The following is a 21,966-nucleotide window of genomic DNA, read 5'->3' as shown; positions in this document are numbered from 1 at the left end:
ACGACGGCGCCCGCGGCCTCGCCTGCGACCCCGGTCGGGCCGGGATCGGCGCCGGGATCATCCCCCGGGTGGATCCGCGTCCGTGCACGGCGCGGCAAGGATGGGGCCATGACCGCTCCAGCACCCCCGCCCGCCTCACCCGTCCTGGGGGTGGCCGCCCACGACGGGATCGTGGCCCACGGCCTCGCCCGCTCGTTCGGCGCCGTCCATGCGGTGCGGGACGTCTCCCTCACCGTGCCTGCCGGCTCCGTGACGGCCCTCGTCGGCCCGAACGGCTCGGGCAAGACCACGCTCCTGCTGATCCTGGCCACCCTGCTGCGCCCGGACGCCGGCGCCGTGTCCGTGGCCGGGGTGGACGCGGTGCGCGAGCCCGTCGAGGCCCGGCGGCGGCTCGGCTGGATGCCCGACACCCTGGGCGTGTGGGAAGAGCTGACCTGCCACGACATCCTCGCCAGCCTGGGACGGCTCTACGGCATGGGGAAGGCGGAGGCGTCGGCGCGCGCGGACGAGCAGCTCGCGTGGGTCGAGCTCACGGAGTTCGCCCACCGGCCCGCCCGCGTGCTCTCCCGCGGCCAGCAGCAGCGCCTGTCCCTGGCTCGGGCCACCGTGCACCGGCCCTCCGTCCTGCTCCTGGACGAACCCGCCAACGGCCTCGACCCGGCCGCCCGCATCCGGCTGCGGGATGACCTGCGCGCCATGGCCGCAGCCGGCACCGCCGTGCTCGTCTCCTCCCACGTGCTCGCCGAGCTCGAGGAGATGTCCGACCGCGCCGTGTTCCTCCGTGAGGGCGCCACGGTGGCCACCCAGGAGTTCCGCGCCGCCGACGACCTCGCCCGCCCCTACCGGATCGCCGGACCCGACCCGACGGCCCGGGACACCCTCATCCGCGCCCTCGAGACCCGCGGCCTGACCGTCACCGCGGCCACCGGCGCCGGCGCGGGCCAGCGCCGGGACGGCGTCGTGGTGCAGCTGCGGGGTGAGGCCGCCGCGGCCGCGCTGCTCGCGGACCTCGTGCGCGAGGGTGTGCTCGTCAGCCACTTCGCCCCGGAGGGCTCCCGCCTCGAGAACGCCTACCTGGGCCTCCATCTGGAGGGCCCCCGCACCGAAGGAGACCGGCCGTGAGCACCGCCGTCGCGACCTCGATCCACGACCGCCGCCCGCCGCAGCCGCAGCCGGGGGGACGCCTCGGCGCGGCCCAGGCCGTGGCCACCGTGGTGGGCATGGAACTGCGTCAGCGGCTGCGCTCGCGTGGCTGGTACGTGCTGTTGGGCGTCTTCTTCGTGGTGGTGGGGGCGGTGACCCTCGGCGCCCTCGGGCTGCGCGGCCTGGGCGTGGCGGAGATGGAGGCGTCCGGCCTGGAGCCGGAGCTGGCGGAGCAGCAGATGCGCGCCCTGGGGCGGACGCTCTTCGACGGCGTCCTGCTCTTCGTCCTCACCCTCTCGCTGCTGGTCTCGCCCGCCCTGGCGGCCAACGCGATCTCGGGCGACCGTGCCGGCGGCACCCTGGCCATCACCCAGGTCACCCTGCTGCGGACCGGGCACCTGATGGCGGGCAAGTGGCTGGCCGCGTGGATCGCCTCCGCCGCGTTCCCCGCGGCGGCGCTGCCGTGGCTGGCGGTCGCAGCCGTGGTGGGGCGCGTGTCCCCGTGGGCCGTGCTGGTGGGGCTCGTGATGATCCTCGTGGAGTTCGGCATGATCGCGGGGATCGGCGTGGCCGTCTCGGCGATCGCCGGGCGCACGCTGTTCGCCGTCGTGGTGACGTACCTGATCGTGGCGGCGCTGACGATCGGCACCCTGGTGGCCTTCGGGCTGTCCCTGCAGTTCCTGCAGACCGAGGTGCGGGCCAACGAGGCCGACTACGGCTCCACGACGGCGGAGCCGTTCACCGAGGCGGAGCTCGAGAAGATGACCCCGGAGGAGGCCGAGCAGGCCTGGGCCGAGTGGGAGGCGGCACACCCGGAGCTGTACGACGGGATCGCCGACCGGTGCGTCGGCCCGGTGACCACCCGGACGATCCCCGACCCGCGGCGCAGCGGATGGCTGCTCGCGGCGAACCCGTACGCCGTGCTCGCGGATGCCTCCCCCTGGGAGGGCGGGCTCCTCGAGGACGGGACCCGGGCGGAACCCGGGCCGCTCAACCTGCTGTCCGTGGGCCTGCGCTGGACCCAGCGCGACCCCGTCCGGGACGTCGAGTGCCTCGACGGCGAGCTGCGCGGTCTCGACCAGAGCGGCGTGCCGGACCGGCAGGGCACCTGGCCGGTGTGGCCGCTCGGTCTGGCGATGCAGGGTGTGCTGGTGGCCGGGCTGGGCTGGTGGGGCCACCGTCGCCTGGACACCCCGGCCGGGCGGCTGCCCGCCGGCACGCGCGTGGCCTGAGCCGGGCCGGCGTCGGGCGGGACCTGTTCGACGCCGGCCGGTGTCAGCCGCTGATCAGGCGGCGTCCCTCGAAGGCACGGCCGAGGGTGACCTCGTCCGCGTACTCGAGGTCCCCGCCGACGGGCAGACCGGAGGCCAGGCGCGTGACGCGGATGCCCGTGGCGCCGAGGAGTCGGCCGAGGTAGGTGGCCGTGGCCTCGCCCTCGAGGTTGGGATCCGTGGCGAGGATGACCTCCTGCACGGCCTCGTCCTGCAGCCGGGTGAGCAGCTCGCGGACGTGCAGCTGCTCGGGGCCGATGCCGGCGATCGGATTGATGGCCCCGCCGAGCACGTGGTAGCGGCCCTGGAAGGCGCGGGTGCGTTCCATGGCCATGACGTCCTGCGACTCCTCGACCACGCAGATCTGGGAGCGGTCCCGGCGCTCATCCCGGCAGAGCGAGCACACCTCGTCCTCGGAGACGTTGAAGCAGACCGAGCACAGCCGCACCCTGTCCTTGACCGTGCGGATGGCGTCCGCGAGCCGCAGCATGTCCTCCCGGTCCGCCTCCAGCATGTGGAAGGCGATGCGCTGGGCGGACTTCGGCCCGATGCCCGGCAGGCGGCCGAGCTCGTCGATCAGGTCCTGCACCGCGCCCTGGTACATCCGTCTCCCTCGTCCGATGGTGCGTCTCGTGGGGCGTGCGCCCCGACGCGGCGCCGTGGTCCGGCGCCGCGTCCATCATGCCCGCGGCCCCGGACCGCGTACGGGCGCGTTCGCCTCAGGCGTCGTTGGGGCGTTCCTCGAGCAGACGGCCGCCGAGCACCCGTTCGACGACGGCCCGGCCCACGAGGCCCGAGTCCTCGAGCGGGACGTCGTCGTCGCTGGCGACCTCGTCCTCCCACCCCACCCCGGACGTCGCCGGGGCGGCGGGGCCGGTGTCGGCGGGCCGGGTCGGGCCGCGGCCCTGGGCGGCCTCGCGGGCGGCGTGGATGGCCGCGGCCCGCGCGTCGAACGACGGCGGCGCCGAGGCTCCCCCGGCGGGCTCGACGTCGGCGGGGCGCGCCCCGAGCGAGGCCGCGCTCGGCCGGCCCCCGGCGGGGGAGCCCGGCGAGGCGTCCGGGTCGGGGCCACCGGGAGCGCCGGGGCCGCCGCCCGTCCCGCCGCCGCCGCTCGAGCCCGCGTTCACCGGAGGCTCGAGGGGCCCTCCGGCCCGCAGCCGCTCCATGAGCCGCGGGTACATGCTCGCCGGATGGCCCGAGCCCGGGAAGTCCGAACCAGTCGGGCCGGCAGCCGTGCGCGGCGTGGCGTCCGCGTCGTCGGCGGGCACGCCCGGATCGGGGGTCGCGTCGGCCGTGGGCGCGCCCGTGGGGCGCCGCTGCTCGTCCGAGGACGGGCCGGCGCCCGAGGCGGCCGGGTGGGGATCGCGTCGCTCCGTGGCCGCTGCGTCGTCGTCCGGGGCGGGCGACGGCGTGGCAGGCCGGGCGGAGTCACCGTCCGCGGCCGCGCCCGCGCCGTCGTCGAAGCCGGCGGGACGGGTCGCGCCGAAGCGCTTCGCGAACTCCGCGCGCAGCTCCGCCTCCGGACGGGCGAACACGGGGATCGAGTGCTCCTCCTCGCGGACCAGCGGCCCCGGGTCGTAGGCCCGACGGACCTCCTCGGCGCTCGGCTCGCTCTCGCCGGGGGTCGGGGCGTCGGGCTGGACCGGGGAGTCCTGGCCGGCGTCCGGCGCGGCGCCGCCGGGGGCCGGTGCGGCCTGCGGCGGCGCGCCCCAGTCCTCGACCGACGGCACGGGGCCGTCCCAGCCCGCGGCGCCGACGGGCCGCTCCTCGGCGTCGCGGGCCGGCGGGGTCCAGCCCTCGGGGCCGTCCGAGTCGTCCTGCTCCGCGTCCGGGTCGAACGCGGGCAGCGAGTCCCACGGGTCCTCCTCGGGCGGGGGAGCGTCGTCCCAGGCGGGCGGCTCCTCATCCGGGCCGCCCCAGCCGTCCGCCGGCGGGGCGGGGGCGGGCGTCGTCGACGACGTCGGCGTCGGCCCCCAGGAGGTGGCGGGAGCCGCGGGCGTCCAGGCGGGGGACGGCTCCGGCGTCTGACGCTGCTGTGTGGCCCGGGGCGGAGCCGCCGGCGGCGCCGGGTCGTCCTCCGCGGTGGAGGGTGCGGCGGAGCGCGGCGGGGTGGGGCGGGAGGACTCCGGCTCGCGCGGGGCCTGCCCCGGTGCCGGAGCGGGCCGGTTCGGCTGCGCCGTCGGTCGGTCGGGCCGGCCCTGCTGCGGGGCCGGACGCTCAGGCCGGTCCGTCCGCGCCGGGCCGGCCGGGCGAGCGCCGGACTGTGCGCGGGCGTCCCCGGTCGGCGCGTCCCCACCGAGGATCAGGTCGAGCCGCGGGCGGATGCCGAGCACCTGGTGGACGGCCTCGCCGAGCACGCGGTCGCCGCCCCGGCCGAGCAGCGACTGGCGGGGCCCGTCCTGCTGGAAGCCGATCGTCAGCAACGAGCCGTCGTAGCCCGCGACGCTCGCGTTGTCCTTCACCAGCATCCACACCAGGCGTGAGGCGTCCTCGAGGGCCGTGAGGATGTCCGGCCAGGCCCGGCGGATCATCTCCACCTGGCTCGCCGCCGGGGCGGGAGCGGGGCTCGACGGCGCGGCACCGGTGCGGTCCTGAGCCTGGGGCCGGCCCTCAGGCTCGGGCCGGCCCTCAGGCTCGGGGCGGCTCCCGGCCTCCGGGCGGCGCGTGTCCCCGGAAGGGGCCCCGACCTCAGCCGGTTCGGGCCGCTTGGGCTGCGGCGCCTGCTGCGGACGCTCGGACCCCGTGGCCCCGGCGGCGGCGTCCCCCTCCGGCGCCTCTGCCACGGACTGCGGGGCAGGCGGCGTCCAGCGCTCCGGCGGGGCGGTGGACGCGGTCGGCGCGGGCTCCTCCGGCCGCCGCATGGCGGCCCGGGCGAGCGCGGCACCGGTCAGAGTGCCGGAGCCCTCCGCGTTCTCGGCCGATCCGCCGCCGTCCGCGGCGGGCGTGCCGGACCGGGCCGGCGTCGTCGTGCCCTCGGAGGCGCCGTCCTCGATGGGCGCGGCGCCACCGAGCTCGAGGCGCCGTTCGAGGGCCTCGAGGCGGGCGGCCAGGCCGCGGTGCGTCTCGTCCGAGGCAGGCAGCAGCAGGCGCGCCATGAGCAGCTCGAGGTGCAGGCGGGGACTGGTGGCCCCCACCATGTCCGTCAGCGCGAGGTTGGTGATGTCCGCGAGGCGGGAGAGCTCCGCGCGGGAGAGCTGCGCGGCCTGCGCCGACAGACGCCGCACCTGGTCCTCCGGCATGCCGTGCAGGATCGCCCCGGCCTCCTCCGGCAGGGCACGGGCGATCACGAGGTCGCGGAAGCGGTCCAGCAGGTCCTCGACGAAGCGGCGCGGGTCCTGGCCGGACTGCACCACGCGGTCCACCACGCGGAACACGGTGGGGGTGTCGTCCGCGGCGACGGCGTCGATCACGTCGTCCAGCAGGGCTTCCGGGGTGAAGCCGAGCAGGCTCACCGCGAGCTCGTACGAGACCTGGCCCTCCTGGGCGCCCGCGATCAGCTGGTCCAGCACGGAGAGCGTGTCACGCACCGAGCCCGTGCCGGCGCGCACCACGAGCGGCAGCACGCCCTTCTCCACGGACACGCCCTCCTCCGCGCACAGCTGCTCGAGGTAGGCGATGAGCGGCTCCGGCGGCACGAGCCGGAACGGGTAGTGGTGGGTGCGGGAGCGGATGGTCCCGATGACCTTCTCCGGCTCCGTGGTGGCGAAGATGAACTTCAGGTGCTCCGGCGGCTCCTCCACGATCTTGAGCAGCGCGTTGAACCCCGCCGCGGTGACCATGTGCGCCTCGTCGATGATGAGGATCTTGTAGCGGTCCCGGACCGGGGCGAACGTGGCCCGCTCGCGCAGGCCGCGGGCGTCCTCCACACCGCCGTGCGAGGCCGCGTCGATCTCCAGCACGTCCAGCGAGCCCGGCCCGCCGGTGGCCAGGTCCCGGCACGAGTCGCACTCGCCGCACGGCGTGGGCGTGGGGCCCTGGGCGCAGTTCAGGCAGCGCGCGAGGATGCGGGCGGACGTGGTCTTGCCGCAGCCTCGCGGGCCGGAGAAGAGGTAGGCGTGGTTCACGCGGTCCTTCGCCAGTGCGGTGCGCAGCGGGACCGTGACATGGTCCTGCCCGATCACGTCCTCGAAACGGTCCGGGCGGTAGCGGCGATACAGGGCGGTGCTCACCCTCGAAAGCCTATCCGGCGGGCGGACGGGCTAAGGGAGCCGGGGAATGCGCACGCCCGCCGGCCCGTTCCCTGGCCCATGACCACCACGCACATGCACACCGACGCCGAGGACACGATCCACCCCACGCAGCCGGCCCCGGACGCGGGACCGCTGAGTCAGGCCGAGATCGACCGCCTCTTCGCGGACCGCCACACGACGCAGCTCTTCTCGGACGAGCCCGTCGACCTCGCGCTGATCGAGCGGGCCTACGCGGACCTCCGCTGGGCGCCGACCGCCATGAACAACCAGCCGCTGCGGCTCGACGTCGTGGACAGCCCCGAGGCCCGCGCCCGCCTGGCTCCGCTGATGATCGAGTTCAACCGGGAGAAGACGGAGCGCGCCCCGCTCACGCTGATCGCCTCCTACGACCTCGACTGGCACCGCCACATGGGCCACCTCGCCCCGTTCCGGGAGGGCTTCGAGGAGGATGCCGAGGGCAAGCCGGGCATGCGCGAGGGGATGGGCCGCACGAACGCGCTCATCCAGGTGGGCTACCTGCTCGTGGCCTTGCGCGCCCACGGGCTCGAGGTCGGCCCCATGGCCGGGTTCGACGCCGCCGCCGTGGACGCCGAGTTCCATGCGGACCGTGCCTGGAAGTCCCTCCTGGTGATCAACGTGGGCCACGCCGCCGCAGACGACGAGAAGGCGCAGCAGCCCCGCCAGGGCCGCCTCGACTTCGACCAGGCCGCCCAGGTCCTCTGACCGGGGCCGGGCCTGCGGCGGACCAGGGCGCCGGCCCGCTCAGAGCCCGGTGAACACCCACGGATCACGCGGCAGGGCGGCCGGGTCGAACGCGGGCACGGCGGCCGCCAGCGGTCCCGCGGGCAGGCCGAGGGACTCCAGCAGCCGGTCCCGCACCCGCTCGGGGGTCCACGCCGGGTCCTGCGCGGAGAGGTCCTCGAGGGTCACGGCGCCGTCCCGCTTGGCCAGCCGCCGCCCCTCCGCGTTCAGCACGAGCGGCACGTGCAGGTACTCCACCGCGGGCGTCGGCTCCCCGCGCGCGGCGCACAGCGCCTCGGCCAGCCAGCGCTGGCGCGGGGCCGAGTCGAGCAGGTCGTCGCCGCGGACCACCTGGTCCACGCCCTGCGCCAGGTCGTCCACGACGACGGCCAGGTTGTACGCGTACGCCCCGTCGTTCCGGCGCAGCACCAGGTCGTCGACCAGGCCCGTGACCTCGCCGTGCAGCACGTCCACGGCGGTGGCGCGCGGGGTCTCGCCCGCCGGCAGGCCCGCGACCTTCGCCGCATCGATCCGCAGGGCGGCGGGGCGCACCCGCCGTCGCTCGGCCCGCTCGGCCTCGGTCAGGCCGCGGCAGGTGCCCGGATAGAAGCCGGGCGGACGCAGCGGCACGGTGCCGCCGGAGGCGGGGGCACCGTCGTCGGGCCTCGGGTGCGGGGCCGACGTCGCCTCGGCGATGTCCTTGCGGGAGCAGAAGCACTCGTAGACCGCGTCCGTGCCGTGCGCGGCGCGCAGGGCGGCCACGGCGGCGTCGTACAGGGCGGTGCGCTCGGACTGGCGCACCGGCTCGGCGTCCCAGTCCAGCCCGACGGCGGCCAGGTCCGCCCGCTGGTCAGCCTCGGCCCCGGAGCGGACGCGGTCCAGGTCCTCGACCCGCAGCAGGAAGGCACGGTCCGTGGCGCGCGCCGCGAGCCACGCGACGAGCGCGGTGCGCAGGTTGCCCAGGTGCAGGCTTCCCGTGGGGGAGGGGGCGTAGCGTCCGGCGGGCATGGGATCTCCTGGGGAAAGTGAAGACCCCTCACGCACCTGCCAGAGCCCACCTACCCTTGCTACCTTCCGGTCCTGGGGGAGTTCAGCGAGATGACACCACGTGAGGGGCCGTCGAAGAGTCTAGCAGGGTGGCGGCGGGCGCGGCGATTCGGGCCGCGGGGAGGCTCGGGCCGAGCTCGCGCCTCCCGCGGAGGATTGGCGCGGCCCAGGACGATCTGGTTATGATGGAACCTGCCCTCGCGCGGTCCGCCGCATGGGGGCGCACCAAGGAGGATTCGCCTAGCGGCCTATGGCGCACGCCTGGAACGCGTGTTGGGTTAACAGCCCTCGGGGGTTCAAATCCCCCATCCTCCGCGGGCAAGCCCCGGGACCCCAGTGGTTCCGGGGCTTTTCGCATGTCCGGGGCCGCTGTCGTCGCGGGCCGCGCGCCCGGACTCCCGATCCGCCACGCTGGATGCGAGACGCGGGTCACATTTGCGCGTATCCTTCTCCCCAGTCGTCCGGGACCGCCGGCGGCCGCCGCTCGGAGCTCGCACCGCACCGGCCATCCCCACCCCGATCTGGAGACCCCATGTCCTTCGCAGATCTCATCACCGCCGTGAACGACGTCATCTGGTCCCCGGCCCTGATCTGGCTCTGCCTGATCGTCGGCCTCTACTTCACCATCCGGACCATGTTCCTGCAGTTCGTGAACATCCCGGACATGGTGAAGCAGCTCCGCGAGGGCCAGGACTCCGCGGACGGCACCTCGTCCCTCCAGTCCCTCATGATGTCGCTCGCCGGCCGCGTCGGCATGGGCAACATCGGCGGCGTCGCCACAGCCATCGCGTTCGGCGGCCCCGGTGCCGTGTTCTGGATGTGGGTCATGGCCCTGCTCGGCGCCGCCACGTCCTTCATCGAGTCCACGCTCGGCCAGATCTACAAGGAGCGCGACCCGGACACCGGCGAGTACCGCGGCGGCCCGGCGTACTACTTCGAGAAGGCCTACAAGCACACGGCCGCCGCCCCCGCGTTCAAGGTGTACGCCATCCTGTTCGCCGTCGTCACCGTCTTCGCCACCAGCTACTTCCTGCCGGGCGTGCAGGCCAACGGCGTGGCCGCGGCCGTGGGCGAGGCGTGGGCCGTGCCCGCCTGGGTCGTGGCCCTGGCCATGGTCATCCTGCTGGCCTTCATCGTCCTGGGCGGCGTGAAGCGCATCGCGACGTTCGCCGTCTACGTGGTGCCCGTGATGGCCGTGCTGTACATCATCCTCGCGCTGATCGTGCTGTTCCTGAACTTCGACCAGATCCCCGAGGTCTTCGGATCCATCTTCGCCAGCGCGTTCGGCGTGCACGCCGTGTTCGGCGCGATCCTCGGCCTCGCCATCCAGTGGGGCGTGAAGCGCGGCGTCTACTCCAACGAGGCCGGCCAGGGCACGGGCCCGCACGCCGCCGCGGCCGCCGAGGTCTCGCACCCGGCAAAGCAGGGCTTCGTGCAGGCGTTCGCCGTGTACATCGACACGCTCTTCGTCTGCTCGGCCACCGCGTTCATCATCATCTCCACGGGCGCCTACCGGGTGTACTCGGACGGGTCCGGCTCCGGCCTGCTGTTCGAGGGCATCGTCTCGCCGACGGCCTCCGAGGGCCCGGCCTTCGTCCAGACCGGCTTCGACGCCGTGTTCTCCGGCTTCGGCCCCACGTTCGTGGCCGTGGCGCTGGCGTTCTTCGCCTTCACCACGATCGTGGCGTACTACTACATGGCCGAGGTCAACATCGTGTTCCTCACGCGCAACCTGCGCAACGGCATGGTCCGCCGCGTCGCGCTGCGCTTCCTGCAGGCCCTGATCCTCGTGTCGGTGGCCTACGGCGCCGTCGCCACCACGGGTGCGGCCTGGGGCCTCGGCGACATCGGCGTGGGCTCCATGGCCTGGCTGAACATCCTCGGCATCCTGGTGCTGCAGGGCCCGGCCCTCAAGGCCCTCAAGGACTACCGCGCACAGAAGCGCCAGGGTCTCGACCCGCAGTTCGACCCGCGCCCGCTCGGCATCCGCAACGCGGACTTCTGGGAGCACCGCGCCGACGGCCTGATCACCCAGGGCGTCGCCGGCACGGCCGAGCACCCGATCGTCGCCGAGGGCGGCGCCCACCGCGCCTGACCTACCGGCGGGGCTGGGCTCTCCCCGCCCCACCACGACGACGGCCCGGACGCCGCCAGCGTCCGGGCCGTCGTCGTGCGCGGCAGGTCAGAAGAGCTGGCGCAGGTTCGCCTTCGCGAGGTCGAGCAGCTTGGTGCCCTTGCCGTCCAGGACGGTGCGCATGGCGTAGAGCGCGAAGCCCTTGGCTTGCTCGAACTCGATGCTCGGCGGGATCGTCAGCTCCTGACGCTCGGTCTTGACCACCAGCAGCGCCGGCCCGTCGTGGGCGAGGAACTCGCGCATCACCGCGGGCAGGTCCGTCGTGTGGTCCGCGCGGAAGCCCTTGATGCCGATCGCCTCCGCGATCGCCGCGAAGTCCGGGTTCTCCAGGCTCGTCCCGTAGGGGACGAACCCGGCGGCCATCATCTCGAGCTCCACGAAGTTCAGCGAGTCGTTGTCGAACACGAGCGTCTTCACGGGCAGGCCGTTCTGCACGAACGACATCAGCTCGCCGAGCATCATGGCCAGCCCGCCGTCGCCGGCCATCGCCACCACCTGGCGGGTGGGGTCGACCGCCTGGGCGCCGACCGCCTGGGTGACCGCGTTGGCCATGGAGCCGTGGGACAGGGAGCCGATGATCCGGCGGCGCCCGTTCATCGTCAGGTACCGGGAAGCCCAGATCACGGGGGAGCCGACGTCGGGCAGGAACACCACGTCGTCGTCGGCCAGCTCGTCGAGGAGGCGGGCCACGTACTGCGGATGCACGCGTCCGCGTCCCGGGGAGGCCAGCTGGTCGAGGTCCTTGCGGGTCTTGGCGTAGTGCTTGAGCGCCTTGTCCAGGAACGCCGACGACGAGTTCCCGCGCAGCAGCGGCAGCAGGGCCTGGGCCGTCTCCTTCACGCCGCCCACGAGCGGCACGTCCACGGCCACCCGTCGGCCGATCTGCTCGCCGCGCACGTCCACCTGGATGACCGTGGCGTCCTCGGGGTAGAACTGCCGGTACGGCAGGGAGGAGCCGAGGATCAGCAGCGTCTCGGCCTCCTTGAGCGCGTGGTAGCCGGAGGCGAAGCCGAGCAGGCCGGTCAAGCCGACGTCATACGGGTTGTCGTACTCGATCCGGTCCTTGCCGCGCAGCGCGTGGACGATCGGGGCCTGCAGGCGCTCCGCCAGGGCCACGACCTCGTCGTGGGCGCCGGCCGCACCCGCGCCGGCCAGGATGGTGATCCGCTTGGACGAGTCCAGGGCCTCGGCGGCCTCGCGCAGCACGGAGTCCGCCGGGATGACGCGGGACGGCGTGTGACGGATCACCTCGGGCTTCGCGGAGAGCTCGGTGAGGGCCACGTCGCCCGGGATCACGAGCACGGCCACGCCCCGCTGCTCGACGGCGGCCCGCATCGCGGTGCGCAGCATGCGGGGCATCTGGTCCGCCGAGGAGACGTGCTCCACGTAGACGGAGCACTCGCGGAACAGGTCCTGCGGATGGGTCTCCTGGAAGTAGCCCGAGCCGATCTCCTCCGACGGGATGTGCGCGGCGATCGCGAGCACCGGAGTGCGGGAGCGCTGGGCGTCGAACAGGCCGTTGATCAGGTGGAGGTTGCCCGGACCGCACGAGCCCACGCAGACCGCGAGCTCATCCGTGAGCTGGGACTCGGCGGAGGCCGCGAAGGCCGCGGTCTCCTCGTGCCGGGTGTGCACCCACTGGATGCCGCCGTGGGAGCGCAGGGCCTCGGTCAGCCCGTTGAGGGAGTCCCCGGGCACGCCGTACATGCGGCGCACGCCCGAGGCGTGGAGGGTCTCGACGATGTTCTGGGCGACGGTGGCCACGGTGGAACCTCTCTCTGGTCGGGAGGCGCCCGGGCCGGTTTCGGCAGGGGCGCGGCATTGCCTTCCACGCTAGGGGTCGAGGTCCAGGCCCGGGGAGGGTCGGCCGTCCGCAGAGGGGGCGTCCGGCCTGGTCAGCGCAGCAGGTCGCGCTCCACCCAGCGCAGCAGGGACTCGCCCGCCCGCTCGTGGACGTCGTCGGCGTCGCCGATGCCGCGTTCGGCGAGGATCGCCGCCGTCACCACGCCGTAGGGCTTCTCGGGGACGCCGTCGGCGGGCCGCACGTCCATGTGCTCCACGGCGAGTCCGCGCTCGTGCAGCCGGTCGGCCATGGCGTAGTCGCTGCGCGAGTCGCCCGCGGTGAGCCAGCGTTCGGGCACCGGGGTGCCCGCCTCCGCCAGCAGGTCGAAGCAGCGCTCGACGCCCAGGTCCTTGCCGGAGGAGCGGTGCTCGACGTCCACCGAGATCACCGAGGGCGCCACGCGCACCTCCTCGGCGAGTCCGCGCTCGGCGAGCAGATCCTCGACGCCCGCGGCGACGTCGTCGCGCACCCGCTCGTACTCCGTCTGGTCGGCGCCGACCGTCTTCTCGAGGGAGACCATGGCCAGCTTGGTGCGGTCGGTGAACTGCAGGTCCCCGGCGCGCTCATCGTTGAGGGCCCAGATCGCGTCACGGGTGTCCGCGTCGATGGCCATGTCCGGGTCGGTGCGGAGCCAGTCCGGGGCGGTGCCGTCCACGGTGACGTCGGGCAGGTCCCCGGAGGGCACCGCGGAGAACGGGAACCACACGGCGCCCTTCTCGCAGATCGCGTGGAAGGGAGCGTCGTCCGGGAGGCCCGCGTCGCGCAGCGGGGCGATCAGGTTGTGCAGGAGGAAGTCCGTGGAGCGGCCCGTGTTGAAGCCGACCGGCACCCCGCGCCTCGCGAGACGGACGAGCACGTCGATGATCCCCTCCGGCACGGTCCGGGTCTCGGTGGAGGCCACGGGGGCGTCCACGTCCAGCAGGAGTCCTATCGGGGAGGAAGTGCGCATGCCCCCACCCTAGGCCGCGGTGGCCCGTGCCCGCGATGGGCCCGGCGGCTACGCTGACCCTGAGACCCGCCCCGCCCGGGGCACACCCCCGACGATCACCCCACGGGAGCACCCATGAGCACCGCCACCGACCTCGGCCCGTCCCGCAGCCCCTTCGGCCCCGACGCCGCGGCGCGCGTCCCCAGCTCGGGGACGGGGCTGTCCTCGACGGGCGGCCGGGTGGCCATGCTCGTGGTCGTGATCCTCGCGGTCGTGGCCGCGTTCCTGGGCTCCGGCGTCGTCGGCGGCCTGACCCCCGTGGCCGAGGCCGCGGGCGGCTGGCTCGGCCCGGACGCCACCTGGGTCTCCCCGGCGACCCCCGCGTTCGGCATCTGGTCCGTGATCTACGCGGGGCTGCTGGCGTACGCCGTGTGGCAGTTCCTCGCCTCGGCCCAGTCCGCCCGTCACGACCGCCTGCGACCGTGGATCCTGGTCTCGGTGCTGCTCAACGCCGCGTGGATCTGGACGGTGCAGGCCGGGCTGCTGGGGCTGAGCGTCGTGGTGATCGCGCTGCTGCTGACGTGCCTGGCGTGGATCCTGGTGCTCCTCGAATCCGTCCGCGCGCACAGCTGGGGGGAGCGGATCCTCCTGGACGGGGTGCAGGGCCTGCATCTGGGCTGGGTCTCGATCGCCGCCGTGGCGAACCTGGCCGCGTGGCTGGCCTCGACCGGCGTCGTCGGCGATCCGGGGCAGTCGTCCCTCTGGGCGAAGGTGATGCTCGTGGTGGCCGTGCTGATCGGCGCGTTCACGGCCGTGTACAACGGCGGCCGCCCGGCTCCGGCGTTCGCGCTCGCGTGGGGTCTGGTGTGGATCGGCGTCGGCCGCGCGGACGGCACGGGGCTGCTCTCGGGCAGCCTCGCCCTCCTGGCGTGGGGCGGCGCGGCGATCGTCCTGCTGTGCTGGCTGGCCGCGCTGCTGCTCTCCCGCCGGTCCGCGACGGGCGAGGCCCGCGACCTCGTCCTCGACGCACTCGACGGCGGCGGCGACCCCATCGACGGCCGTCGCTGACCCCCGTCGTCATTGACGGAACGGGGACCGATGCTGTCGTGACGTGCGGCAACACCTGTGCCTCCCACATGCGATGATGTGGTGATCCGAAGGCCCCGCCTCACGGCGGGGCCTTCGTCATGTCCCCGTCCCTTCCCCTCCAGGATCCTCGTGCCCCTTGCCCGTCTGCGCGCGGCGCTCCCCGCGGCCGCACTGTCCCTGCTCCTGCTCACCGGCTGCACCGCCACCGACGACGGCGTCACCCCGGCGAGCGATGCCGACACCTCCGCGTCGGTCAGCACGATGCCGACGACGCCCACCCCGTCCGTCGACGCGGCCGCGACGAGCCGTGCCGCTGCGTCGTCGCTGGCCGCTTCCTCCTCCGCCGCGCAGAGCTCGCGCGCCGCAGCGTCGTCCTCGAGCGGGGCCGCCGAGTCGCGTGCCGCACGTGCCGCGGAGGAGTCGCGTACTGCTGAAGGCTCCCGCAGTGCCGAGCCGGCGGCGCCCGCCGCCCCGGCCGACGTCGAGGGAGACGTGGTCACGGTCGAGTCGATCTCGGACGGCGACACGCTCCGCGTGACCCTCGGCGAGGTGTCCACGCGGGTGCGCCTGCTCAACATCGACACCCCCGAGACCCGTCACCCCTCGAAGCCGGTCGAGTGCATGGGCCCGGAGGCGACGGCGGCGCTGAAGTCGATGATCAGCCCCGGCGACACGGTGGTGCTGCGGTACGACCGCCGGCTCTACGACCGCTATGACCGCCTCCTCGCCGGCGTGTACGCCGACGGCGTCCTGGTCAACGCCGAGATGGCCCGCCTGGGCTATGGCGAGCCGGCGGTCTTCGACGGCAACGACCGTTTCCTGCCCGAGGTCGAGGCGGCGTGGGAGCAGGCCCGGGCGAACGGCGTCGGCAGGTTCTCCGGGGAGTGCGGCACCGCGGCCGAGCCCATCCCGGAGGCGGCCCCGGCCCCCGCCCCGGAGGCGGCCCCCGCGGCCGGCGACGCGGGGCCGGTGCGCGGAGCCGACTCCGTGTGCCCGGACTCCCACCCGGTCAAGGCCAACGACAACTCGGGCATCTACCACATGCCCGGTCAGCAGCACTACGGCAAGACCAACGCGCGCAACTGCTACGCCTCCGCCGCCGCGGCCCAGGCGGACGGCTACCGGGCGGCCCGGCGCTGAGGGCGCCGCATCGGGTGCGGTCAGCGGCCCTCGTGGACCGCCCGCAGCTCGTAGCCGCGCTCCTCCACGGCCGTCTGCTTCTCGGCGCGCTTCTCCACCCCGGCCACGTCCTTCGGGGGCAGCTGCACCCGAGCCTCGGCGGGCAGGCCGGCTTCGAGCTGGCGGGCACGCTCCACCTCGGCGTCGACCTCCAGGCCGAGCAGCAGCACGATGTTGAAGATCCACAGGGCGAACAGCAGCGCCATGATCGTGCCGATCGCGCCGTACGCCGAGTAGCCGGCGAACTGCGTGAAGTACACGGACAGGGCCACCGCGGCCAGCACCATGCCCACCAGCGCCACGATGTTGCCGGGGCCGAAGAGGTGGAAGCGCGGCTTCTGGACGTTCGGGGTGGTGTAGTACAGGGTCGCGATCAGCACCAGCAGGATCAGGACGACGACGGGCCACTTCACCCACGCCCACACCGGCAGGAACGTGTCCGAGAGGAAGTTCACCACGCCGGTCATGCCGAGCGGCCCGGCGATCGGCTGGAGGAAGCCGTCCACGAGTGAGCGGTTCAGCGCCAGCGAGATCAGCACGACCACGATGCCCACGATCAGGATGAGCGTGGTGAGCAGGTTGGTCAGCGTCAGCTTCACCAGGCCGCGGCCCTCCTCGTAGCCGTACACCGTGTTGGCCGAGCGATTGAACGCCTTCACGTACGCGGAGGCGGACCACAGGGCGGTCGCGATGCCGATGACGAGGGCGATGATCCCGCCGCCTGAGGCGGCCGAGTCGCTCATGGTGGTCACCAGGTTCGTGACGAGCGCCTGGTAGTCGCTCGGGACCAGACCGGTCAGCTGCCCCAGCAGATCGTCGATGGCTCCGCGGTTGGAGGCGAGCACGAGGGACAGGATGGAGAACACGGCCAGCAGCGAGGGGGCCAGCGAGAGCACCAGGTAGTAGGTGAGCTTCGCGGCCAGGTCGGTGCCGCCGTCGTTGCCGAACTCCTTGAGCGCGCGCGTGAGCGCGTACTTCCAGCCGGCGCCGTCGAGCTTCACCCCCTTGAGCCGCTCGGCACGCTGGTCGGGATCGATCTTCGCGGCCTCCAGGGTCGCGTCCACAGGATGAATGGCCACGTCGGTCCTCTCGCGCTCGGGGGGCAGGGTGCGGATCGGGCCCCACGCTAGCGGACGGGTGCCCCGTCCGTCCCGACCGGAGCGGCGCTGGGCCGCGGACCCGGGCGATCAGCACTCGATGACGTTCACGGCCAGGCCGCCGCGCGAGGTCTCCTTGTACTTGGACTTCATGTCCGCGCCGGTGTCGCGCATGGTCTTGATGGCCTGGTCCAGGGTCACCCGGTGCGAGCCGTCCCCGAGCAGCGCCAGCCGGGCCGCGTTGATGGCCTTCACCGACGCGATCGCGTTGCGTTCGATGCACGGCACCTGGACCAGGCCGCCCACGGGGTCGCACGTCAGCCCGAGGTTGTGCTCGATCCCGATCTCGGCCGCGTTCTCCACCTGGTCCACGGTGCCGCCGAGCACGGCGCACAGCGCGCCCGCCGCCATGGAGCAGGCCGAGCCGACCTCGCCCTGGCAGCCGACCTCGGCGCCGGAGATGGAGGCGTTGCGCTTGTACAGGATGCCGATCGCCGCCGCGGTGAGCAGGAACTCGACCACCTTGTCGTCCCGCTCCTGCTGCGTGGCGCCCTCGGGGAGCACGAAGCGCATGTAGTAGAGCATGACGGCCGGGATGATGCCCGCGGCGCCGTTCGTGGGCGCGGTGACGATGCGCCCGCCCGAGGCGTTCTCCTCGTTCACCGCGAGCGCGAAGAGGTTGACCCACTCCATGGCCCACATGGGGTCGGTGCGGTCGGTGGTCTGGAGCAGGTGCTCCCGCAGCGCGGGGGCCCGACGGCGGACCTTCAGTCCGCCGGGCAGGATCGGCTCGGTGCGGGACACGCCGTTGTGGACGCATTCCTCCATGACGGCCCAGATGGCCAGCAGCTGGGTGCGCAGCTCGTCGAGGTCGTGGCGGGTGGCCTCGTTGGCGAGCATGAGCTCCGCGATGCTCAGGCCCGCCTCGTGGCAGCGGGCGGCGAGCTCGGCGCCCGTGGAGAAGGGGTACGGTTCGCCGGTGTCGCCGTCGTCGGCGCGGTTGACGTCCTTGGTGGCGTCCAGCTCGGCCTCGAGCTCGTCCGAGGTGACCACGAAGCCGCCGCCCACCGAGTAGTAGTCGCGGGTGTGAAGCTGTTCGCCGGCGTCGTCGTAGGCGGTCAGACGCATGCCGTTCGGATGCCCGGGCAGGGACTCGCGCATGTGCAGCGTCAGGTCGCCCTGCCGGTCGAAGGCGATCTCGTGGCGCCCGTCCAGGGGCAGCCGGCCGCCCGTGACGATCTCCTCCACGAGCCCGGTGCAGGCGTCCGGGTCGATGGTCTCAGGGTCCTGGCCGGCCAGGCCGAGCAGCACCGCGGTGTCCGAGCCGTGGCCCACGCCGGTGGCCGCCAGCGAGCCGAACAGCTCGGCGTGCACGCGGGCCGTGCGCTCGAGGACGCCGTGCTGGCCCATGCTGTCCGTGAAGCGGCGGGCGGCGCGCATGGGTCCCACGGTGTGGGACGAGGACGGGCCGATGCCGATCGAGAACAGGTCGAGGACGCTGAGCGCCATGCAGTGCTCCTAGGGTGCGAGCGGGACGCGCGGTGGCCGGGGGTGGGGGCCGGACGCGCGGAGCCGGGAGATCCAGTGCAGACCAGACTAGGGGCACGGGGCCCTGCAGGCCATGGGGTCGCGGCTCGCGGTCCGCGCTGCTCTCCGGCCCGTCACCCACCGCACGGCCCGGAGCCGGGAGCGCTCAGAGGATGTTGTCCTTGGACTCCTCCACCTGCGCGGCCGCGCGGAACGCCGTCAGGTCACGCAGATACTCGTCCGCGTGGGGGAACACGGGCCCCTGCCCGGCCACGAGCATGACCCCCTCGAGGGGCTCGAACCGGGAGCGGCCCGCGTGGATGTCCTCGCCGGCGTCGACCAGGGTGCGCAGCTGCCACCATGTGGGGGCCATCAGGTTGACCTTGCCGGCCCGGAAGCGGCGCAGCAGCTCGGCGGGGGACGCCCAGCCGTGGCTGGCCGCCTCGGAGGACATCCGCTCGGGGGACTGACCCTGCGGCAGGTGGACGGCGAAGAAGAACGTGTCGTAGCGGCGCGGGCCCCCGTGCGGGGTGATCCACCGGGACCACGGCACGAGCGCGCCGGCGTCGGGGCGCAGCCCCTCGCGGTCGAGCAGCTCCCCGAAGTCCACCTCGTGGCGCTCGACGGCGTCGCGCAGCTCGTCGGGGAACGCGGCCACCCGGGCCGGGTCCACGGGAGTGCCGGTGACGGCGTCCCGGGCCAGGAGCACTCCGGTCTCCTCGAACGTCTCGCGGACGGCGGCGGCCAGCACGCGACCGGCGCCCTCGGCGGGGTCGAGCTCCGTGAGGGTGCCGTGGGCGTCCACGGGCTCGTGCGGCAGCCCCAGGCGCCGGCCCCACTCGGCCAGATCCGTGCCCTCCCACAGCCGGTCCGGCAGGTCGTCCGCGGGGTCCACGCGGCCGCCGGGGAAGGCCGTGGCGTGGGCGCTGAAGGCCATGGTCCCGGCGCGGCGGACGGTGAACACCGAGATCTCGCCGCCGGCCCCGGGTCTGACCAGCACGAGGGAGGAGGCGGGCACCGCCGGGACCCGGGGCCGGTCCTCGGCGGCCGACGGCTCGGCGGGCGGGGCGGCGGGGCTCACGGTGCCTCCTCGGTTCGGGCGATCATGGTCCGGACGCACGGACCGACGACGGCGGCCCCGGCCGCTCCCGCGCGCGGGTCATGCGGCCCGGATGTGCGCGGACCCGTAGTCTGTAGCGTAAGTCACCGTGCTCGGGGCGGAGGCCCCGGGGCGAGACCGCGACCCAAGGAGGAGAGGCCGTGAAGATCCTGGTGCTGGCCAAGCAGGTGCCGGACACGTGGCAGGAGCGTGAGCTGAGCCTGGAGACCGGCTGGGTGGTGCGCGACGGCGCGGCCGAGCCCGTGCCGGACGAGATCAGCGAGCGGGTCATGGAAGTCGCCCTGGGCTGGCGGGACGCCGGCGCGGACATCGAGGTCGTGGCCCTGACGGTGGGCCCCGAGGACTCCTCGAAGACCCTACGCAAGATGCTGGCCATGGGCGCGGACTCCGCCGTGCAGATCACCGACGACGCACTCGTCGGCTCGGACGCCGTGCAGACGGCTCGCGTGATCGCCGCGGCCGTCGAGAAGGAGGGCGCCGACCTCGTGCTCGCCGGCACGGTGTCCACGGACGGCGGCACCGGCGTGGTGCCGGCCATGGTCGCCGAGCTCCTGGAGCGGCCCTACCTGCCGCACGCCGAGGCCCCCGAGCTGGCCGACGGCGAGCTGATCGGCACCGTGGCGACCTCGGACGCGGACGTGCGCGCCGCCGTCGCCCTGCCCGCCGTGGCGAGCCTGACGGAGAAGACCGCCGAGCCGCGGTTCCCGAACTTCAAGAACATCATGGCGGCCAAGAAGAAGCCGCTCACCGTGCTGTCCCTGGCCGACCTCGGCATCGCCGCGGGCCCGGCCGAGGCCGCCTACCGCTCCGTGATGGTCTCGGCGGACACGCGTCCCGAGCGCGCCGCGGGCGAGAAGATCACCGACGACGGCACCGCCGCCGAGCGGCTGGTGGAGTTCCTCGCGGGTCGGGGGCTCGTGTGAGCGCGAACGTGGAGGAGACCGAGATGACGACGCAGACCGACGCCGCGAACAGCGGCCAGACCGTGCTGGTGCACGCCGAGATCGGCGCGGACGGCGCGCTCCGCCCGGTCGTGGCCGAGCTGCTCGGCGCGGCCGCCTCCGTGGGCGTGCCCGAGGCCGTCCTCGTGACCGATGCGGAGGGCAGGGACGCCGCCGTCGCCCGGCTGGGGGAGTACGGCGCCACGCGCGTCCACGTCCTCGTGGCCGACGACGCCGCCACCACCCTCGGCGACGCCGCCGTGCAGGCCCTCGCCGCCGCGGCCGCCCGCACCGCGCCCGTGGCCGTGCTGCTCTCCGGCAGTCCTGAGTCCCGCGCGGTGGCCGGCCGCCTGTCCGTCCGCGCCCGCGGCCCCGTCTGCGCGGATGCCGTGGGGCTGCGCTGGGCCGACGACGAGGTCATCGCCCGCCACTCCGTGTTCGGAGGCGACTACCTCAGCGAGTCCACCGGCGAGGGCGGCCCCCGGATCATCACCATGCGCCCCGGCGCCGTCGCGGACCGGGCCCCGGCCGTCGAGGCGCCCGAGGTCGTGGAGCTGGCCGCCGCCGAGCTGGGCCCGGTGACCGCCGGCGCCCGGGTGCTCGAGGTGAACGCCCGCACGCAGAACTCCGCCCGTCCGCCGTTGCGCGGCGCCAAGACCGTCGTCGCCGGCGGACGCGGCGTGGGCTCCGAGGAGGGCTTCGCGATCGTCGAGCAGCTCGCCGACGAGCTCGGCGCCGCCGTGGGCGCCTCGCGTGCCGCCGTCGACTCCGGCTACACCGCGGCCGAGCGCCAGGTGGGCCAGACCGGCGTGATCGTGTCCCCGAACCTGTACATCGCCCTCGGCATCTCCGGCGCCATCCAGCACCTGGCCGGCATGAAGACCGCCAAGACCATCGTGGCGATCGACAAGAACGAGGACGCCGAGATCTTCGAGCACGCCGACTTCGGCGTGGTCGGGGACATCTTCCAGGTGGTCCCGCAGGTCATCGAGCAGCTGCGCACCCGCCGCGGCTGAACCGGTGCGGGCGCGGTCCGCTGCGGACCGCGCCCCTCGGACGAGGAGAAGCATGCCCAAGCAGCGAATGGCCGGCTACGTCCCCCTGAAGGGCGCCCCGGCCGAGACCGAGCCCGCCCCCGCCCCGGCGCAGGACACCACGACGGCGGCCCCCGCCCCGGTGGTCGCGCCCGCCGCCCCGGTGGCGCCGACCGCGTCGGCGTCGGCCCTGACGCCCCTGTCCGCGCGACGCCGCATGGCCGGGTACGTCCCGTTCGCCCGCGAGGCCGAGTGGCTCGGCGGTGCCCCCACTCCGGCCGCGGGATCGACCCCGGCCGCCGCCCCCGAGCCGATCGCCGCCTCGGCGTCCCCGACGCGGGCCCCCGCACCCGCGGAGACCGAGCCCGTCGTGCCGGACGTGGCGGCCGCCGTCGCCGCCGCCGCGACCGGTGCGCCCGCCGCGCCCGTGGAGTCCGACCTCGTGCCGCTCGCGGAGCGGCGACGCATGGCCGGGTACGTGCCGTTCGCCCGGGAGGGGGAGTGGTTCACCGAGCTGGCCGCCGTGGGCGCCCCCACCGCGCCGGAGACGGTGGCGCAGGAGGTCGTCGCACCGGAGCCGGCCACCGCCGAGTCCGCGGCCGAGCCCGCCGCCGCGGCGCCGGCCCGGCCGGTCGTCGCCGAGCCGGCCGATGCGGCACCGGCCGTCGCCGCCCCCGTGGCC

General features: G+C 74.4%; 16 protein-coding genes, 1 tRNA gene, 1 other RNA gene and 1 pseudogene. 10 read left to right on the top strand and 9 right to left on the bottom strand.

What is annotated here, in order from left to right; all coding sequences use genetic code 11:
* Window positions 1-108 precede the first annotated feature (108 nt).
* A complete protein-coding gene (locus MF605_RS05115; protein ID WP_078025399.1) occupies window positions 109-1,122 on the top strand; it encodes an ABC transporter ATP-binding protein in 1,014 nt (337 codons plus the stop codon).
* Window positions 1,119-2,375 (top strand): ABC transporter permease, encoded by a 1,257-nt coding sequence (locus MF605_RS05110; RefSeq protein ID WP_078025398.1) that lies wholly within the window; start codon window positions 1,119-1,121, stop codon window positions 2,373-2,375. Before MF605_RS05115 ends, MF605_RS05110 begins: the two co-directional genes overlap by 4 nt.
* Window positions 2,376-2,418: 43 nt before the next feature.
* Here the strand turns inward: MF605_RS05110 and recR are convergent, their stop codons facing one another.
* Window positions 2,419-3,018 (bottom strand): recombination mediator RecR, encoded by a 600-nt coding sequence (gene recR / locus MF605_RS05105; RefSeq protein WP_002856659.1) that lies wholly within the window; start codon window positions 3,016-3,018, stop codon window positions 2,419-2,421.
* 115 nt (window positions 3,019-3,133) lie between these two features.
* A complete protein-coding gene (locus MF605_RS05100) occupies window positions 3,134-6,583 on the bottom strand; it encodes a DNA polymerase III subunit gamma and tau (protein ID WP_134416763.1) in 3,450 nt (1,149 codons plus the stop codon).
* Between the two features lie 78 nt (window positions 6,584-6,661).
* Between MF605_RS05100 and MF605_RS05095 the strand changes: the two genes are divergently transcribed.
* Window positions 6,662-7,327 carry a malonic semialdehyde reductase gene (locus MF605_RS05095; protein WP_049146682.1) on the top strand — a complete coding sequence of 222 codons (666 nt, stop codon included), beginning with the start codon at window positions 6,662-6,664 and terminating at the stop codon, window positions 7,325-7,327.
* Window positions 7,328-7,366: 39 nt separating this feature from the next.
* On the opposite strand, the gene gluQRS is transcribed toward MF605_RS05095, so the two are convergent.
* On the bottom strand, window positions 7,367-8,353 hold the full coding sequence (gluQRS, locus tag MF605_RS05090; protein WP_061867553.1) for a tRNA glutamyl-Q(34) synthetase GluQRS: 987 nt from the start codon (window positions 8,351-8,353) through the stop codon (window positions 7,367-7,369).
* 16 nt (window positions 8,354-8,369) lie between these two features.
* Window positions 8,370-8,466: signal recognition particle sRNA small type (gene ffs / locus MF605_RS05085), an RNA gene on the bottom strand.
* A gap of 155 nt (window positions 8,467-8,621) precedes the next feature.
* On the opposite strand from ffs, the gene MF605_RS05080 reads away from it, so the two are divergent.
* Together MF605_RS05080 and MF605_RS05075 are read left to right on the top strand one after the other, a co-directional pair.
* Window positions 8,622-8,707 (top strand) — tRNA-Ser (locus MF605_RS05080).
* A 217-nt stretch (window positions 8,708-8,924) separates the two neighbouring features.
* Window positions 8,925-10,487, top strand: coding sequence for an alanine/glycine:cation symporter family protein (locus MF605_RS05075; RefSeq protein WP_044658695.1), 1,563 nt, complete (start codon window positions 8,925-8,927; stop codon window positions 10,485-10,487).
* 87 nt (window positions 10,488-10,574) lie between these two features.
* On the opposite strand, the gene poxB is transcribed toward MF605_RS05075, so the two are convergent.
* Entirely contained in the window at window positions 10,575-12,290 is a 1,716-nt protein-coding gene (gene poxB, locus MF605_RS05070) for a ubiquinone-dependent pyruvate dehydrogenase (RefSeq protein WP_078025394.1), read from the bottom strand.
* Window positions 12,291-12,421: 131 nt separating this feature from the next.
* Entirely contained in the window at window positions 12,422-13,318 is an 897-nt protein-coding gene (locus tag MF605_RS05065) for an HAD family hydrolase (RefSeq protein WP_049146689.1), read from the bottom strand.
* A 114-nt stretch (window positions 13,319-13,432) separates the two neighbouring features.
* Between MF605_RS05065 and MF605_RS05060 the strand changes: the two genes are divergently transcribed.
* Window positions 13,433-14,365 carry a TspO/MBR family protein gene (locus MF605_RS05060; protein WP_041102773.1) on the top strand — a complete coding sequence of 311 codons (933 nt, stop codon included), beginning with the start codon at window positions 13,433-13,435 and terminating at the stop codon, window positions 14,363-14,365.
* 150 nt (window positions 14,366-14,515) lie between these two features.
* Complete coding sequence (locus MF605_RS05055; protein ID WP_134416761.1) at window positions 14,516-15,526, top strand: thermonuclease family protein; 1,011 nt, start codon at window positions 14,516-14,518, stop codon at window positions 15,524-15,526.
* 20 nt (window positions 15,527-15,546) lie between these two features.
* On the opposite strand, the gene MF605_RS05050 is transcribed toward MF605_RS05055, so the two are convergent.
* From MF605_RS05050 to MF605_RS05040, 3 genes are all read right to left on the bottom strand, one after another.
* Complete coding sequence (locus MF605_RS05050; protein WP_225348892.1) at window positions 15,547-16,644, bottom strand: YihY/virulence factor BrkB family protein; 1,098 nt, start codon at window positions 16,642-16,644, stop codon at window positions 15,547-15,549.
* A gap of 108 nt (window positions 16,645-16,752) precedes the next feature.
* Window positions 16,753-18,171 carry an L-serine ammonia-lyase gene (locus MF605_RS05045; protein WP_134416759.1) on the bottom strand — a complete coding sequence of 473 codons (1,419 nt, stop codon included), beginning with the start codon at window positions 18,169-18,171 and terminating at the stop codon, window positions 16,753-16,755.
* A 184-nt stretch (window positions 18,172-18,355) separates the two neighbouring features.
* On the bottom strand, window positions 18,356-19,270 hold the full coding sequence (locus MF605_RS05040) for an NUDIX hydrolase (RefSeq protein WP_063189073.1): 915 nt from the start codon (window positions 19,268-19,270) through the stop codon (window positions 18,356-18,358).
* A 179-nt stretch (window positions 19,271-19,449) separates the two neighbouring features.
* On the opposite strand from MF605_RS05040, the gene MF605_RS05035 reads away from it, so the two are divergent.
* The 3 genes and pseudogenes from MF605_RS05035 to MF605_RS05025 all read left to right on the top strand — a co-directional run.
* Window positions 19,450-20,232, top strand: a complete 783-nt coding sequence (locus MF605_RS05035; protein WP_061867548.1) for an electron transfer flavoprotein subunit beta/FixA family protein — start codon at window positions 19,450-19,452, stop codon at window positions 20,230-20,232.
* Window positions 20,229-21,266 (top strand): electron transfer flavoprotein subunit alpha/FixB family protein, encoded by a 1,038-nt coding sequence (locus tag MF605_RS05030; protein ID WP_061873250.1) that lies wholly within the window; start codon window positions 20,229-20,231, stop codon window positions 21,264-21,266. Before MF605_RS05035 ends, MF605_RS05030 begins: the two co-directional genes overlap by 4 nt.
* Window positions 21,267-21,318: 52 nt before the next feature.
* A pseudogene (locus MF605_RS05025) lies at window positions 21,319-21,966 on the top strand (cytochrome b/b6 domain-containing protein); the annotation flags it as partial.

Source organism: Micrococcus luteus, assembly GCF_022664405.1.
Lineage (GTDB): Bacteria > Actinomycetota > Actinomycetes > Actinomycetales > Micrococcaceae > Micrococcus > Micrococcus luteus.
The sequence above is the reverse complement of the archived record's forward strand: the minus strand, read 5'-3'. Positions and strand labels throughout refer to the sequence as shown.